Source organism: Thermococcus litoralis DSM 5473 (genome assembly GCF_000246985.2).
Lineage (GTDB): Archaea > Methanobacteriota_B > Thermococci > Thermococcales > Thermococcaceae > Thermococcus_A > Thermococcus_A litoralis.
The window spans coordinates 1,249,195-1,264,232 of record NC_022084.1 but is presented as its reverse complement, the minus strand read 5'-3'; the positions used below and the strand labels follow the sequence as shown (position 1 = coordinate 1,264,232).

18 protein-coding genes, 1 tRNA gene and 1 pseudogene are annotated in these 15,038 nt (G+C 41.2%); 7 read left to right on the top strand and 13 right to left on the bottom strand.

Annotation, left to right across the window (positions count from 1 at the left end; translation table 11 throughout):
* The first annotated feature begins 1 nt into the window (after position 1).
* Genes OCC_RS06810 through OCC_RS06800 form a run of 3 tightly spaced genes read left to right on the top strand, consistent with a single transcriptional unit; the run spans position 2 to position 3,179 of the window.
* On the top strand, positions 2–787 hold the full coding sequence (locus OCC_RS06810; RefSeq protein ID WP_004070178.1) for an RAD55 family ATPase: 786 nt from the start codon (positions 2–4) through the stop codon (positions 785–787).
* 59 nt (positions 788–846) lie between these two features.
* Positions 847–2,049 (top strand): single stranded DNA-binding domain-containing protein, encoded by a 1,203-nt coding sequence (locus OCC_RS06805; protein WP_004070176.1) that lies wholly within the window; start codon positions 847–849, stop codon positions 2,047–2,049.
* The gene (locus OCC_RS06800) at positions 2,028–3,179 is read left to right on the top strand and encodes a tripartite tricarboxylate transporter permease (RefSeq protein ID WP_020953714.1); all 1,152 of its coding nucleotides are present in this window, start codon (positions 2,028–2,030) and stop codon (positions 3,177–3,179) included. The genes OCC_RS06805 and OCC_RS06800 overlap by 22 nt, the downstream gene beginning before the upstream one ends.
* A 22-nt stretch (positions 3,180–3,201) precedes the next feature.
* On the opposite strand, the gene OCC_RS06795 is transcribed toward OCC_RS06800, so the two are convergent.
* On the bottom strand, positions 3,202–3,516 hold the full coding sequence (locus OCC_RS06795; protein WP_004070173.1) for a DUF5748 family protein: 315 nt from the start codon (positions 3,514–3,516) through the stop codon (positions 3,202–3,204).
* Between the two features lie 74 nt (positions 3,517–3,590).
* On the opposite strand from OCC_RS06795, the gene OCC_RS06790 reads away from it, so the two are divergent.
* The gene (locus OCC_RS06790; protein WP_004070171.1) at positions 3,591–4,781 is read left to right on the top strand and encodes a class I SAM-dependent rRNA methyltransferase; all 1,191 of its coding nucleotides are present in this window, start codon (positions 3,591–3,593) and stop codon (positions 4,779–4,781) included.
* Between the two features lie 109 nt (positions 4,782–4,890).
* Here OCC_RS06790 and OCC_RS06785 read toward each other — a convergent pair whose 3' ends face one another.
* The 3 genes and pseudogenes from OCC_RS06785 to OCC_RS12590 all read right to left on the bottom strand — a co-directional run bounded on the left by OCC_RS06785 (position 4,891) and on the right by OCC_RS12590 (position 7,015).
* Positions 4,891–5,637, bottom strand: a complete 747-nt coding sequence (locus OCC_RS06785; RefSeq protein ID WP_004070169.1) for an RlmF-related methyltransferase — start codon at positions 5,635–5,637, stop codon at positions 4,891–4,893.
* A 42-nt stretch (positions 5,638–5,679) separates the two neighbouring features.
* Positions 5,680–6,861, bottom strand: a pseudogene (locus OCC_RS06780) (RNA-guided endonuclease InsQ/TnpB family protein).
* Positions 6,851–7,015: a hypothetical protein gene (locus tag OCC_RS12590; protein ID WP_004067399.1), complete on the bottom strand. Its 165-nt coding sequence runs from the start codon at positions 7,013–7,015 to the stop codon at positions 6,851–6,853. The pseudogene OCC_RS06780 and the gene OCC_RS12590 overlap by 11 nt, the downstream one beginning before the upstream one ends.
* A 173-nt stretch (positions 7,016–7,188) precedes the next feature.
* Between OCC_RS12590 and OCC_RS06775 the strand changes: the two genes are divergently transcribed.
* Both OCC_RS06775 and OCC_RS06770 read left to right on the top strand, forming a co-directional pair.
* Positions 7,189–7,365, top strand: coding sequence for an HTH domain-containing protein (locus OCC_RS06775; RefSeq protein ID WP_004067396.1), 177 nt, complete (start codon positions 7,189–7,191; stop codon positions 7,363–7,365).
* 52 nt (positions 7,366–7,417) lie between these two features.
* Positions 7,418–8,506, top strand: a complete 1,089-nt coding sequence (locus OCC_RS06770) for a VIT1/CCC1 transporter family protein (protein WP_004067393.1) — start codon at positions 7,418–7,420, stop codon at positions 8,504–8,506.
* On the opposite strand, the gene OCC_RS06765 is transcribed toward OCC_RS06770, so the two are convergent.
* From OCC_RS06765 to OCC_RS06735, 7 genes are all read right to left on the bottom strand, one after another.
* A complete protein-coding gene (locus OCC_RS06765) occupies positions 8,495–9,250 on the bottom strand; it encodes an ABC transporter ATP-binding protein (protein WP_004067390.1) in 756 nt (251 codons plus the stop codon). The two genes, OCC_RS06770 and OCC_RS06765, sit on opposite strands and share 12 nt — an antisense overlap.
* A complete protein-coding gene (locus OCC_RS06760; RefSeq protein ID WP_004067388.1) occupies positions 9,247–10,281 on the bottom strand; it encodes a FecCD family ABC transporter permease in 1,035 nt (344 codons plus the stop codon). Before OCC_RS06760 ends, OCC_RS06765 begins: the two co-directional genes overlap by 4 nt.
* A 9-nt stretch (positions 10,282–10,290) precedes the next feature.
* Entirely contained in the window at positions 10,291–11,391 is a 1,101-nt protein-coding gene (locus tag OCC_RS06755) for an iron ABC transporter substrate-binding protein (RefSeq protein ID WP_004067387.1), read from the bottom strand.
* A complete protein-coding gene (gene tsaA, locus OCC_RS06750; RefSeq protein WP_004067386.1) occupies positions 11,388–11,831 on the bottom strand; it encodes a tRNA (N6-threonylcarbamoyladenosine(37)-N6)-methyltransferase TrmO in 444 nt (147 codons plus the stop codon). Before tsaA ends, OCC_RS06755 begins: the two co-directional genes overlap by 4 nt.
* Complete coding sequence (locus OCC_RS06745; protein WP_004067384.1) at positions 11,815–12,531, bottom strand: FmdE family protein; 717 nt, start codon at positions 12,529–12,531, stop codon at positions 11,815–11,817. The genes tsaA and OCC_RS06745 overlap by 17 nt, the downstream gene beginning before the upstream one ends.
* Positions 12,532–12,800: 269 nt before the next feature.
* On the bottom strand, positions 12,801–13,178 hold the full coding sequence (locus tag OCC_RS06740) for a hypothetical protein (protein WP_020953712.1): 378 nt from the start codon (positions 13,176–13,178) through the stop codon (positions 12,801–12,803).
* 50 nt (positions 13,179–13,228) lie between these two features.
* Positions 13,229–13,606: a hypothetical protein gene (locus tag OCC_RS06735; protein ID WP_148290407.1), complete on the bottom strand. Its 378-nt coding sequence runs from the start codon at positions 13,604–13,606 to the stop codon at positions 13,229–13,231.
* 98 nt (positions 13,607–13,704) lie between these two features.
* Between OCC_RS06735 and OCC_RS12435 the strand changes: the two genes are divergently transcribed.
* Positions 13,705–13,845: transfer RNA gene (locus tag OCC_RS12435), tRNA-Trp, on the top strand.
* A gap of 109 nt (positions 13,846–13,954) precedes the next feature.
* Here the strand turns inward: OCC_RS12435 and OCC_RS06730 are convergent.
* On the bottom strand, positions 13,955–14,407 hold the full coding sequence (locus tag OCC_RS06730; protein WP_004067020.1) for an Lrp/AsnC family transcriptional regulator: 453 nt from the start codon (positions 14,405–14,407) through the stop codon (positions 13,955–13,957).
* A 54-nt stretch (positions 14,408–14,461) separates the two neighbouring features.
* On the bottom strand, positions 14,462–15,022 hold the full coding sequence (locus tag OCC_RS06725) for an XTP/dITP diphosphatase (protein WP_004067023.1): 561 nt from the start codon (positions 15,020–15,022) through the stop codon (positions 14,462–14,464).
* Between the last annotated feature and the right edge of the window lie 16 nt (positions 15,023–15,038).

The window sequence follows — 15,038 nt, the reverse complement described above, 5'->3', positions numbered from 1 at the left end:
GTTGAATCTAGAGTTAGGTTTTTTCCCTCAAGGAGAAATAGAAGAAAGAGTAGAACGAGTTCCTACCGGCATAATCGACCCCCTATTAATGGGGGGAATACCAAAGGGTAGCGTTGTTTTGTTAATTGGAGACCCAAAATCAGGTAAAACTACTTTTATAACCCAGTTTATGTATAATCAGCTGATTGGTGGAGCTAATGTTATAGGGCTTCTCGTTGATGTTTCCAGATACGAATTCATAAGCAATGCGCTTGACTTTGGATGGGGATTGATGGGATATTTAAATGACAAGCTCCATATCCTCGACGCATACACCCAAAGACTGCGTGGGGGACCAAAATTCTCATTTACGGAAGAGGTAATACCAGATATTAGGGACACCTCTCAAGTAATAGATGTTATAAAGGATTTGACAACCAAGATAATTTTAAACAATCCCCATGTTGATAATCCTCTAATAATTGGGGCAGTTTCATCTCTAACTCCCCTGTTCTTTGAAACCGAAGAGAAGCAGATATATAAGTTCTTGGAGGATCTAAAAGCATTCGCCCATAAAAACAAGCAAGTGTGGATACTAGAAATGAATTCAGGAGTAGAAGAACCCCACGTTGAAACAATAATCAAGGCAATAGTGGATGGAATCATAGAGATGAAGTTATTTGAGGAAGAAAAAACTTTGAGAAGATATTTAAGAGTCTACGGAATGAGAAGAACGCGTCATGTCCTTTCTTGGATTCCCTACGAGATAACAGAAAGTGGAATTGTACTGCAGAATCAAAATTTGTAGGCACCATTTGAATGTCCATTATCCATAAAATTTTTAACTCACCCTTATTACTATAAATCATGATTAAAGCAAAAGAACTTGAAATAGTTTTAATAGTAGCATCTACTCTCTCTATTTTGTTACTTTACCTAATAGGGGCAAAGGTCAGTGACCCAGTATCGTTAGAAAAAGCAGAGAAAGGCAGTCTAGTAAACTTTACAGGTATCTGTGTTTATTCACAAAAGGGCTTTAGCATTCTATACGATGGAAACAACACGATAATCCTATACGAGACTCTGAAAATGGACAAAAGTTACAAAGTTATAGGTAAACTTCTTGATGAATCAAAACGCACTGTAGAAGCCCTAAAAATAGAAGAAGCTTCCAAAAACACCTTGAACTTAGAGTCGCTTGAAGGGGCATTCTGGAAAGATTCCTCGTGTTATCTTTTAACACCTCAGAGAATCAAACTAAGCAAGTGCTTAAATGTCACCAAAGGAGAAAAGGTCAAGGTTTATGGGCTTTTTTATGGAGACAGATTCCATGTTGTTGATTACATTCCTAAGGGGCTTTTGAAAACACCCGTAAATGGCATGCCCTTTAGAATTAAAGGAGTTGTAATTCGAAATATAACTCCGATAACAATATGGAACGGAAGCGAGGAAATTAACGCATACCTCCCCTACAAAACCAAGCTGGAACTTGGCGATGAAGTTGAGATAACGGGAATTGCAAAGCTTTACTCCACACTCACTATCTATGCTAACTCTCCCAGCGATGTAAAAGTCATCGGAAAGGCAAAGACTGTGCCTGTTGGAAAAGAGACAATTGGGGAGATAGCATACGGGGTATGCCAGGTCACAAAAGATGGTATTGCCTTAAGCCTAAACTGTACAGAACTAAAACTGTATGGATTCTCGGCTGACTTTGGAGATATAATAGAGTTCTACAGCATAAGAAGGAAGAATTCCCTATATTGCATTAGATGTATTGTTAAAACCCCGAGGGAAGAGCTCCCAAATTCAATCTGTAATCCAATCTCTGGCATTCCACTAAAAATACAGGGAAAAGTTACATCGGTAAAAAGATACAAAAACGGATTTGGGCTCGCTAACGTTACCAACGAAAACTGCTGGATACTAGTTAAGTTACCCAAATCTCTGGGAGTCCATCCCGAAGCCAATGAAACACTTACAGCTTTTGGTTTCTATACTACATATCGAGGCGCACCTGCTTTTGAAATACCCTCAAGGGATGACGTATGCTTAGATGGGCCATGTTAGGTATTTTATTTGGTACAATAACAGGCATTACACCGGCTTTGCATGTTAACACCCTAGCTTCTATTGTTGGAAGTTTTCTAACCTCTCCAGGAGGCTTTTCGTATGTGGTGCTCCTTTATTCAATGGGGTTAACGCACACGTTCTTGGATGCGTTTCCAGCAACATTCTTTGGCATTCCAGAAGAAGAGACAGCAATAAGTGTCCTTCCAGCCCACAAACTTGCTCTTCAAGGCCGAGGTCTTGAAGTTATAAACATATCTTTAAAAGCGAGTCTTTTAGCTGCAATATTCTCTGTTCTTCTAGCATTCCCTTACGTTTTATTGGCAAAACATTACACAACTTTTCTTGGGAAGGTTGCTGTGTTTTTACTAGCCTTCTTTCTCATAATCACAGAAAAAGGTGTGAAACGGATATATGCCCTCCTAATTTTTATCCTTTCTGGAATATTTGGGCTTGTTGTTGATAGGCTCCCTCTTAGAGAGCCATATTTTCATGTTTTTGTTGGACTATTTGGAGTTCCTGCAATATTATTTTCCCTGAATAATAGCCAAAAGATTGAGATAGGGGACTCAAAAATTCAGATGCCAAAAAAGAAGTTTTTAAAATTCTCATTTATTGGGACATTTTTTGGAATGTTAGCTTCGCTTTTACCAACCTTTACGTCATCTCAAGCTGCGCTCTTAGGGAGTTTTCTCTCAAAAGATGAACGTACATTTTTAACAATAGCATTCTCAGTCAACACATCAAATTTCATTTTCAGTCTCATAAATTTTTACGCAACTGGAAAAACCAGAAACGGTATCTTAGTTTTAATTAAAGACATTTACCACCCTCTAAGCTCTGAAGAGCTATTAATCTTGTTGCTTGTAACTATAATAACCAGCAATATTGCCAATCTCTACGGTGTAAGGCTCTCAAAGATGCTTGGAATAGCAACATCAAAAATCAACTACACAACACTAAATTGGGGGGTGCTACTTTTTATAATAGCCGCATCTCTTTACTTCGACGGACTACTTGGATTAATGGTCCTTTTAACAGCCACAATAATAGGCATCAGTGCCACTATTTTTAAAATAAAGCGGACGATCTGTATGGGCGTTTTAATGCTTAAGATAATGATAAGTTAAACTAGAAAAAAAGTTAAAAGAACTAAAGTTCTTCCTTCTTCTCCTTTAATATCTTCTGGAATTCATTGTAATCAGTAACAACTTTAACTCCTTCAAGTGTCTCAAAATATGCTTTCTTGATTTTAATCCTCCTAACATCAGTGTATTTCATCTCTGGAGGATCGTATGAACCTGGTTCAACAACTTCGTCTTCTATCACATACGTTTTAATGTCGGGTTGCCCTATATACTTCCAAACTTCATAAAAAACCTCTGGAGCCAAATGTATTTCTCCATCCACTTCTGTATAGTCTGCCCCAATTGCATCCAGAAACTCTTTTATTACTTCTAAGTTCATAGAACTCACCCAATAGAATATATAGGGGTCAATGGTTAAATACCTATCGCCTTAACTTTGGAAGGGTGAGAAAAATGAGTAAAGTGTATGTTGATGCTCAAGCCTACAGGGCAATTGAAAAGGGGGCAATGATTGTTTTTAAAAAAGGTGTGATAAGAACAGAAGGCGAGATTAAACCGGGGGATATAGTGGAGGTTTATTCTAGAGGAGGGAAATTCTTAGGAAAAGGATTTGTCAATCCAAACTCAAATATAATGGTTCGACTAATTACAAAGGATAGAGATGTAGAGATAAACAAAGAATTGTTCAAGGAGCGCATAAGAAAGGCAAACGAATACAGAAAAAAAGTTTTAGGATATGACAAGGCATATAGGATGGTTTACGGAGAAGCAGACTACCTGCCAGGTTTGATCGTGGATAGATTTAACGATATAGCATCTCTTCAGATTTCAAGCGCTGGAATGGAGCGGTTTAAGCTTGATGTTGCAGAAGCGATCCTTGAAGTAGAACCCGAAATCGAAACGGTTTTTGAGAAAAATACCGGAAGGTCAAGAAGAAGAGAAGGTTTACCGGAGATAGAGCGAGTCTTGCTTGGAAAAGAAAAATACCGCACGATTATCGAGGAAGGAAAAGCTAAGTTCATCGTGGATATGAGGGGCCAAAAAACCGGATTCTTTTTGGATCAAAGGGAGAATAGAATTGCCCTAGAAAAGTACATCAAAGGCGGAGAGAAGGTGCTTGATGTGTTCACATACACAGGAGGTTTTGCAATTCATGCTGCAGTTGCAGGAGCGGAGAAGGTTATTGCAGTTGATAAGTCTCCATCAGCAATAGAACAAGCAAAAGAAAACGCCAAGCTTAACGGTGTTGAAGATAAGATGGAGTTTATTGTTGGATCAGCGTTTGGAGTTATGGAAAAACTGCAGAAAAAAGGGGAAAAATTCGACATTGTAGTTCTAGACCCTCCTGCGTTTGTTCAGCATGAGAAAGATCTTAAAAGAGGTCTCAGAGCATACTTCAACGTAAATTATCAAGGATTAAAGCTCGTTAAAGACGGAGGTATATTAGTCACAGCTTCATGCTCCCAGCATGTTGATATGCAGATGTTTAAGGATATGATAATAGCAGCTGCGGCAAAAGCAGGGAAGTTCTTAAAGCTCATTGAACCCTACAGAACTCAGGCACCAGATCACCCAATACTAATGGCTTCAAAAGATACTGAATATCTAAAGTGCTTGTTCCTATACGTGGAAGAGATGAAATGAAATCTTTTTATTTTTGGCATCAGACCGTGGGCGTATCTTCATTGAGCATCTCAGTGGAGGTGCTTTCTCTTCATCTGCCGTATGAATTCTAAAATCCTTCAATATAAGCTTATCGTTTAAAGAATATCAGCGAGTGTCTATATCTAGTCCCCACTTTAAATCGTATATCCTGAACAAAATAACCAATGCGCTCTCCTTCTAAAATTATACTCCTCAACAAACTCTGTTTATCAGGGAGAAAAAGCGCAACCTTCCCGTTTTCCTCTAAATATTGCCATCCTTCTTTAAGAATTTTTATAGAAAAAGCTTCTCCATATTTACCCCCACCAACGCCCTCCCTCTCCGTAAGAACACCTTTTGTGGGTTTTTCGTAATATGGAGGTGCAGAGAATATCACATCAAATTTTTCTCCTTTTGGTATCAAACCCTCAATAATTTCCCCATTGCTCTTTATCAGGTTTACTTTGGATTTATTTTGCTCGATATTTCTCCTAGCGTACTCAAAAAACTCATCATCTACTTCAGTTGCCCATACCTCGCAGTTAAACAATTTATCCGCCATAATAGCCATTAAGGCAGAATGTCCAGTCCCTATCTCCAGAACTTTTTCTCCACCCCTTAGGAAAGTCTTTAGGAAAATGAAACGGGAAATAGGAGTTGTGATAAGCCCTCTGGGGTGATATTCAACTTCAATGCCAAAAACTGCCTTTGCAATCGCTTTGTTATATAATATTCTCGCCCTTCTGTTTGATAAATCTAATCTGCCCTTTTCATCAAGGTATTTTTCAAGCTCGGGGAAGATTTTAATTGCTTCCCTAACCGGCAGTCCAAGTTTCCCATCTTTCCATGAAGGCATGGAAGAAAGTTGGAAAAAGTATTTAAAAGCTCACCGTTCTGGTTATCCGCCACTTTTAAAACACATAAAACTATCGTAGCGGATAACCTTCCAGCCTCCCATCTTCATTGGCTGGCTTTCGGGGGGAACGGAAACTCCCCACATCTTCAAGGCTCTAAGTGAAATATTCCAACTCCCAATAACATCCCTATCGGCCTCAAAACCACAATTCGAACACTTCAAAACCCTGTGCCCCTTCGGGCTTAATTTCCCCCCACACACCGGGCACAGGGAGGAAGTGTATGCAGGATTAACGAAAACAACCCTAACACCCTTCAACTTAGCCTTGTATTCGATTATGCTCTGGAGTTTTCTAAAACTCCAGCGGTGCAAACGACCATTCATCTCAGCCGAATACCTTATCGAATCCCTGATTTCCGTTAAGTCCTCCAGAGCAATACCACCGTATTTTTCAGCTAATTCAACTATTTTGTTAGCCAACTTGTGATACAAATCGTTCAGCCTGTTCCTCTCCCTTCTCCCATACTTTTCGAGAAGCTCTTCCCTCTTCTTTCCAGTTCTAAGTTTTTTCTGTATTTTTCTCCGCTTTACGAAGTAGCCAGNCCTAATATCCTTCTCGTGTGTAATAATCTGGACGAATTCGCCGTTTGGAAGGCTCAGCGTAACGTTGTTCTCGTTCAAGTCCACGCCGNNNAAGGNNTCAGGCTCTCTCACTTCAACCTCTCTGGAGAAGACTACGTTAATGAAGACACCCTTTTGAGTCCTCACCAACCAAGCTTGGCCGATTTTCCAGTCCCCAAACTTCTCGTGATATTTGGCTGGGTAGAACTCTAGTTTGATCTTCCCCATTGGAGTGGAGAGCTTAATTACTCCAGCCTTAAGGTCAAGCTTGAAAAGATGATCGTCGAGCATTATGGCGTCCTTCTTGAAAACTGGCTTTCCCTTGGCTTTGCCTTTCTTTCTCCTCTTGCGGTAGCTCTTGTAAATCATTGTGGCCATTTGGGTGGCCGTGTAGTGGTAGTGGCTTGGTAAATCTGGATACTCCTTGCGGAGGCTTTTGTACGTTTCCTTTTTAAGCTTGTAAAAGCTAGTAACGTTGTTCTCGAAAGCATAACCGATGAGGTAGTTCACAATCTCCCGATAGGTGGAGAAGAGAACATCTAACCCATTAGGTATCTCCTTGAGTTTGAATTTTGCAGTGAGTTTGATTGTTTCACTCGGCATTTTCTAGCTCCTTTTTGGTTTTTCTGATCCACGTTTTTATGGCCTCGCTTATTGCCGCTCCAAGAACCCCCTTTCGTGTCCCGTATTTTAGGGCAACAAGTCTTCTGAATTCTTCTTCTAAATCATCATCAATCACTATAGTCATCTTCCCCACATACATCCACCGCCATACATATGGCTTTAGAAGTTTATAAACTTTTTGATGATACAAACCACCCAAACTTAACGCTTTCAACTATCTACGAAACAGCCCTCTTTTGTTTTGAACTGAAAACTTTATAAGTTCGAAGCTCTAATCTTTTAATGCAAATTTTAGGGGTGGTAGCTATGAGTGAGGAGTTAGTTTTCAAAGTTTTAAAAGAAGCAGGAAGACCCTTAAAGAGCACTGAAATAGCAGAATTGGCTGGAATTGATAAGAAAGAAGTAGATAAAGTCATTAAAAAGCTCAAAAAGGAAGGGAAAATAATTTCCCCGAAGAGATGTTACTACGCTCCTGCTGAGTGATTTCCGCTTATTTTATTAACCCCTAAAACTTTTACATTTTTGGTGGGTGAAAATGGAGAAAATGCTCAAACTGGCGAGTCAATTTTACGAGGACGAATACAAAGATTCGGTTCTCTATGCTTTTTTGAGTAGAGGGGAAAAAGACCCAAAGCTGAAAGAAGAATTTTTAAGGTTATCTCACATGGAATCAAATCACGCAAAATTCTGGCACGACTTTTTGGCCAAAAGGGGCAAAAAACCTGAGAAAATAAAAATAGGCAGGCTCAGTTTCTTTTCCGTGAAACTGCTTAGAAAGCTTTTAGGTCCTGGAACTGTTGTTTCTCTGCTTGAAATGGGAGAAAACTCGGCTATTCAAAAGTATTTCGGCTTTCTGACAAAATACAAGCTTAGCGATGAAGAGAGGGAAGCAATTTCTAAAATAATCTTGGATGAACTTGAGCATGAGCGCTTTTTCTATGAGAGCAAGAAGCGCTTTCATGTAGAAAACATAAGGGATTTTGTCCTTGGAATGAACGATGGTCTCGTAGAGCTTTTGGGGGCAGTTACGGGACTTTCGGCAGTTTACATCCACAATCCGAAAATAGTAGGGATTAGCGGCTTGATAGTTGGAGTCGCGGGAGCACTTTCAATGGGGATAGGGGCGTTTATATCCGTCAGGTCTCAGAGGCAGGTGAATGAGAGTGTAAAACAGAGAATGGAAGTGCTTTTCAAAGTTTCTCCTGAGAGGGCGAAGGAAGAGCTTATAGAGAGGCTTTTGGAGAGCGGTATGCCAGAGGAGGTTGCTAAAGAAGTTGCGGAAAAGCTCTCTTCCAATGAAAACGCAATGATAAATCTTCTTGTGCAAGAAAGCAATGAAAATGAACTCCGTTCGGCCCTTTATACTGGCCTGGCTTATCTAACTGGAGTGGCCTTCCCAGTATTGCCGTATTTTGTTGCCTCTTCCTCGTTATTGGCTCTACCTTTCTCAATCCTCTTAGCTGGAACCGCTTTGGCCATAGTTGCAAGCGTGATCTCCATACTCTCGGGAATTTCAATAAGGAAGAAAGTGTTTGAGATGGTCTCCACCGGATTGGGGGCAGCTTTCCTGAGCTACCTTTTTGGAAGGCTAATGGAAAGCCTTTTCCACATTTCAACTCTCTGAGCTAGCTACGAACACTGGGACTCCAGACAGTTCGCTGACAAGCCCTCTGATTCCATAAACTTTCTCAAAAATTTCGGACTTCAGAATTTCCCTTCCTCCATCCGCTATTATTCTACCATTTTTCATGAAAATAAACCTATCAGCAAAACGTAGAGCTAAATTAACATCGTGCATAACTGCTATCGAGACCTTGCCCGCTTTTGCGAATTCTTTAGCTATCTTCATAACTTCAAGCTGACTCTTTGGGTCAAGATTGTTTGTTGGTTCGTCCATGAGTAGTATCTCTGGCTCTTGTGCCAAGGCTCTAGCGATGCTTACCTTTTGTAGCTCTCCTCCACTAAGCCTGTTGGCAGGCTTTAAAGCAAGGTGCTGAATACCGAGTTTCTTGAGGATTTCATTAACGATTCTGATGTCCTTTTCCGAGGGGTTAAAGCTCATATATGGCCTCCTGCCTAAAAGAACGATGTCAAAAACCCGCATAAATCCAGGATTTACGCTCTGTGGAACATATCCTATTATCCTCGCGAGCTCTCCTCGAGAGTAGTAATCGAGGGGTTTCCCGAAGATTTCTATGCCCTCACACTTGAGTAGTCCCGCAATGCACTTTAGCAAGGTACTCTTTCCAGCACCATTCGGGCCTAATATTGCCACGAATTCCCCACTTTCAATTTCTAAGGATATGTCATCTAAGACCTCTAAGCCGTTATATCCAAATTTAAGGTTCTCAACCTTTATAACTTTCATCGCCCTCCCTCCATCCGTATGAGGAGATATATAAACATTGGGGCACCAAGAAATGAAGTTATAACGCCCACAGGAAGAGTCATTGGTGAAAATGCCAGCCGTGCAAGTGTATCCGCTGTGAGGAGTAGAAGAGCTCCTAGCAAGCAGGATAAGGGGATCAAAAATCTGTAATCCTCTCCAAACAAAAGTCTGATCATGTGAGGGGCTATTAGACCTACAAACCCTATAACTCCCACAAAAGCTACACTCGTTGCCGTTGCCAGAGTGGCAAGGAAGGTTGATGTTAATCGTACCTTCTCAACATCAACTCCTACAGATTTTGCTACCTCATCTCCCATGACTGCGGCGTTCAAATCCCAAGATCTTAAAACGAAATAGCCAAGAACAAGGATAAATACACCCATGAGTATTGTGTTCTCTCTCCATGTTGCCCTTCCCAAATCCCCAAAGCTCCAGTAGACCATCGCTGCCAGCTGGAGCTCGTCCGCAAAGTACTGGACAAGGGTCGTTAATGCTGTAAAAAGAGCGCTCATGGCAACTCCTGCGAGTATGATAGCTTCTGGACTGAGACTCTTTAGCTTTGCAAGGGATAAAATTACGAGAGCAGCACTTATAGCTCCTAAGAAAGCAAAGAGGACTATGGTGTATGAATTATTCAGGATTATTCTGCCTGAACTTTCCAAATATCCAGCTCCCAAGATGATCGCTAAGGAGGCTCCAAACATAGCTCCATGGGAAACTCCCATAGTAAATGGACTTGCAAGGGGATTTCTAAGTAATCCCTGCATGACCGCTCCAGAAACTGCTAAAGAAGCCCCTACAAGGATTCCTGCAATCACCCTTGGAAGTCTGATGTTCCAGATCACAAGGTATGCTTTTTCATCCCCCTTTCCAATCATTGCCATAAAGGCCCCTTGGATTGAACACTCATATCCCCCGTGTGAGAGGGCATACAAGCTAACCACAAGCAAAAGAAGAAAGAGGACAATTCCAAAAAGGACCCTTTTTGCAATGTAATTCTTGTAATCCATAAGACCTCACTAACCAGATGATAAAGGTTCTATACTTCCAGTCGAAAAATTGATTCTTCCGAATCCTCCAAACTGTTCAGCAAGTGTTTCGTATACTGGTTTGCCTACTAAGAATTCATAGATATCGTTTGCCATCTTTATGGGATCTACATCTTTAAAGCTCTCTGGATAAAGGACTTTTCCGATGAAGTAGGCATCTGCAAGGGCAGTTCCTATGTTGGTTGCGTAGTAGTTGTATGGTAGGACTCCATAAACGTTTTCATTTTTCACAGCCTTTAGCGACTCATAAAACTTCGGATTTTTCTTGTAGTCGTCGAGGACTAGACTTAATCCACCTTCGTCAATGAAAATGTACTCTGGATCCCACTCTAAGAGCTTCTCCTTGTCAATGAATTTGTGCCCCTCTCCGAGCTCGTCGACAACGTTTTTGGCATGAAGCACCACAAAAGGCGGGTATTTGGCTCTGGTACTTTCAATTCCATGCGCTCCCTTATACCCCAAGCCTCCAACGTAAACGCTTGGACTTTTGGTATTTTCTGTACGTTTTGATAAGTCCTCTTGGAGAGATTTAATGAAGTTGATGGCCTCTTGAGCTCTTTTTTCTTTTCCAAGGATTTTACCTGCGAGTTCTAAAGATTTAAAGAGCTCTTCATCCTCAAATGCCGTCAGTTGCCCGTAGCTGAGTACAACAACGGGTATTCCCGTTTTTTCTTGGATATCCTGAGCTGTCTTGGCATCTACATAGGTCATGAAAATTACATCTGGCTTTAAATTAACCAACGCTTCTAAGTTAGGAAGCTTTCCTGGACCCCCGGGCCCAATACTGGGAAGCTCTTTAAGTTCTGGATGCGCCAGGATGTACGGTCTGCCGTATTTGTGAAGTTTTTCGAAATCCTCAACTCCAACGATTTTGTCACTGGCGTTTAGATATACGATGATTCTCAAAGCACCGGGACCAGCTGCGACTATTCGCTCAACGTTGCTGGGAACTTTGACTTCTCTTCCAATGAGGTCTTTTACCGTTACTGTTCCTTTGACTGACTGGCTCTGTAAGCATCCGGACATCAGCACAAGCAAAACTATAATTGAGAGAAATACCTTAACTTTCATTCCTTTTTTCCCTCCTCAAACCATCCAATTTTTGCGTTTTCCACGCAGTCTAGGTCTGAAGAATAGGGCTTGATATCAATAACAGGCGTTCCATCTACTGCATCTAATCCCTTTACGACCAGTTTTCTACCCTTTCTTTCTATGAGTTCCACAACTGCAAAGCCTATTGGATTTGGTCTGTGCGGAGAACGTGTAGCAAAAACGCCGTGTTCTCTTCTATCCTGTGGAGGTATCGCTATCAACGTATTCCTCCTGGCCCTGTCAAGCCAGTAAAGGATTATTAAGTGTGTGCAGGTCTCAATGTCTTTTAGTCCTTCTTCAAATTCTTGAAAAATTTCTATCGTAAATGTTTCTTCCGAAAACTTCCCTTGAGTAGGACATTCTGCTTTGCTCTTGTACGGGGATATTATCACTCCTATTGGCTTAATGTAAAACTGCATCGGTCTTGTCCTCCCTCTTTTTTATCTTAACTATCCCCCTTCCGATTACAGCATAGTACTCTTTTCCTGCACAGTTTAGGCAGAGGGGTTTTCCATTGACGTGAACTATTCTTCTCGACATCGTAAGCTCTCCACACTTTGAGCAGCGGATACTGTCAAAAATGGGAGCCTGTTCAATTGGGGGTACATTAACGTGCTCTATTTTAAATTCCTCTTTGGGAATATGAAGCATATTTTTCGCTGCCTTTTCCCAAAGCCCTTTAAGTTGCTTTCTTTCCTCTGCTGTTCCTTTTCTTTCTCTTACGACCTTGTTGAAGAGCTCTTTTGCTCCAGGAGGATAGTATTTCTCAAGTCTTTCGGCATCGATATAAACCCTAACTCCTTCCCACGTCGAACGTTTGACAAGGGTTAATGCAGTTTTACCAAGATCTAAATAAATTAAGGAGTTGTTTCCGAGTGTGCACCCAGTAGTCACCTGAACGCCGTCGGTAAAGCAACTGTTGACCTCGACTATTGCTAAAATGCTCTCATCTACACTGCCCGAGTAATCAAGTCTTCCGACTCCAAGTTCATCCATGGCAATTAGCGATGCTCTTATACCGAGAGCGAGGTACGGGCAGATATGTCCGTGGAATTCCCATGCGTACTCAAGTATCTCCTCAGCTTTCCTCTCGCTTACAAGCTTGTTAAGGGCAAGCATTGTGTCACCAATTTGTAATAAAGTGGCATATTTTAAATGGCTTTCTTAATATTAGTGTTACCAACCAAAAGTTTACACTGTTATGGAGTCTTAGTGAGAACTTGGAGCTTCACTGCTCAGGTATTTTGATCTTTAGACAACATCCTACTTTGCACTACACGTTCTTTTTCTCAGAGAAGAACCCTCGTAATTAGTTAAATGTCCTCTAAAAGTTTTCTTATGAGTTGGTAACTCTCTAACAGAAATCAATTATCGGGGCGTGTTTAGTTTCACCTCCTGTTATTTAAACAGTACTTGACTCTGAGGAGGATTTTCAGACCATAACACATTACCCCAAGCAGGATTCGGGTTACAGTAGTCTTTTTCAGAAAACAGGGGATCCTACTGCCAAACCAAGTTGTAAACGCACCCCAGAACCCCTCATGAGGATTCCTATACCTGTACTCTTCTTCAGAAAACACTCTATCTCTCTTCTTACTACCAAAACCACCTGGAGGGTTCTTAGTCTTCTTAACAATCGGCCGATAACCCTTTTCCACCACAGTGTTCAGAACTTTCTTTGAATCATAAGCCCCATCAGCATAAAAATTCCCAGAACCCTCCGGCAGGAGTTCAATCAGCTCGTTCTCAGAAGTTGTGATCTTCACAGCAACCGGATACAGTAAACCTGGCAGGATTCTCGTTATTGCCTGAACTTCTATCCTGTCCTTTTTTTATTTGTGATAATGGTTGAGTCTGCTTGAGTGCTGGCGTAGGGTAATTTCTGGAGTTTTTTCAGGAGGTGGTTTGTCAGTTCTTCGAGGTTCAGCTTTTTCTCCCAGTTGTGGAGGGTTGAGTAGTGAATGTTTGCTCCGAAGAATTTTCTGCCGTAGTGCTGGGCGTCTCTGAGGGGTAGGTTGTAGTATTGTTTAAAGAGGAGTATTGCCAGTATTGTTTTTACTGGAAATTTTTTGGATTTTGGCAGGTTCTTCAGCTTTCCTTCTGATTCAAAGTCTGCTAAAACGTCGAGGATTATGAATGCCACGCTTTCAGGGTCTTTGAGTCTGTGATCCCATCTGGGGATCACGACAACCACCTGAAAGAATTCAGCAAAAACCCTAATAAAGGTTACTATAAACACGCCCTCAATTATCGTAAAGTTTATAAATTGGTGTTGGCTTTAGTGTTATTGACGGGGGCGTGGTGTAGCCTGGTCCATCATCGCGGGCTCCAGAGGTGTGAAGACGAGCGGGTTTGCTGATTTGGGGATGAGCCTTTGGAGCTCTGACCCGGAGAAACCCGCGGACCGGGGTTCAAATCCCCGCGCCCCCACCAATTTGTTCTGGTAGAATTAGCGTTTAAAAATAAAAAACGATTTTGCAGGCTCATTTCTTGCTACTTCATCATTAAAAATCAGAAAGGAGAACGTCAATCATCGCCCGCTTTAGGGTTCTTCTTTCACGGTAACGAAGGAGACCATAGTTACGGTTTGTCCAACGCCTTTTATTTCTCTAAGCTTATCAATCACAACTTTTCCAATGTCTTCAGCCGAAGGGGCCCTAACCTTTATCAGGAGATCCCATTCTCCAGCAATTATGTGAACTTCATAAACTTCTTCAATTTGGGCGATTCTTTTGGCAACTTCCCTCTGTGTTAACCCTGAATCGGGTTCATATCTGGCAAGGATGAATGCTGTAGTTCCTAGATTAAGCTTCTTGTAATTGGGTTTGATAGTGAACTTCTCTATGATGCCCTCGCTTACGAGCTTTTTTATCCTGTAGTGAACAGTTGTCCTTGGGATGCCCAGCTTTTTGCTTAAGCTGGCTATATTTTCCCTTGAATTCTCCCTGAGCTCTTTTAGCAGTTTTAAATCAATTGTATCTAGTACTTCACCCATACAAATCCCCCATAATTGTCAAATTTTCAATAAAATGTCAGTTTTTATTGTCATTCAATCCTTTTTAAGATTTTCTTTTAGCCATCGTGTAAACTCCTTTAGGGCTAGTCCTCTGTGGGAGATTTTGTTTTTTTCTTCTATTTCCATCTCAGCAAACGTCTTGTCATAACCTTCCGGCATGAATATTGGGTCGAATCCAAATCCCTTACTGCCGCGTTTCTCATTGATTATTTTTCCGTGCACAATTCCCGTAAATATGTGAAGCTCTCCATCGTAATACCCTATCACGCTTTTGAAGTATGCTCTTCTGTCTTTAATTCCCTCCATAAGCTTGAGAATTCCTTCATTTCCTAGGGTTTTGTAAACGTAGGCTGAATAAACTCCTGGAAATCCCTTCAAACTCTCAATAAAAAGACCGGAGTCATCTATGAAAAACGGCTCTGTTATGTGATCCTTTAACCACTCTACCCCAAAAGCGACAACATCTTCTAGAGTGTTTGCCTGTATCTCGGGATATTTTATACTCTTCTGCACAACCTCTACACCCAGAGGGGAAAGGTATTTTCTAACCTCTTCGACTTTTCCCTTATTGGATGTTACAAACACTAGTCGCATTGTTTTCACCTAAAGA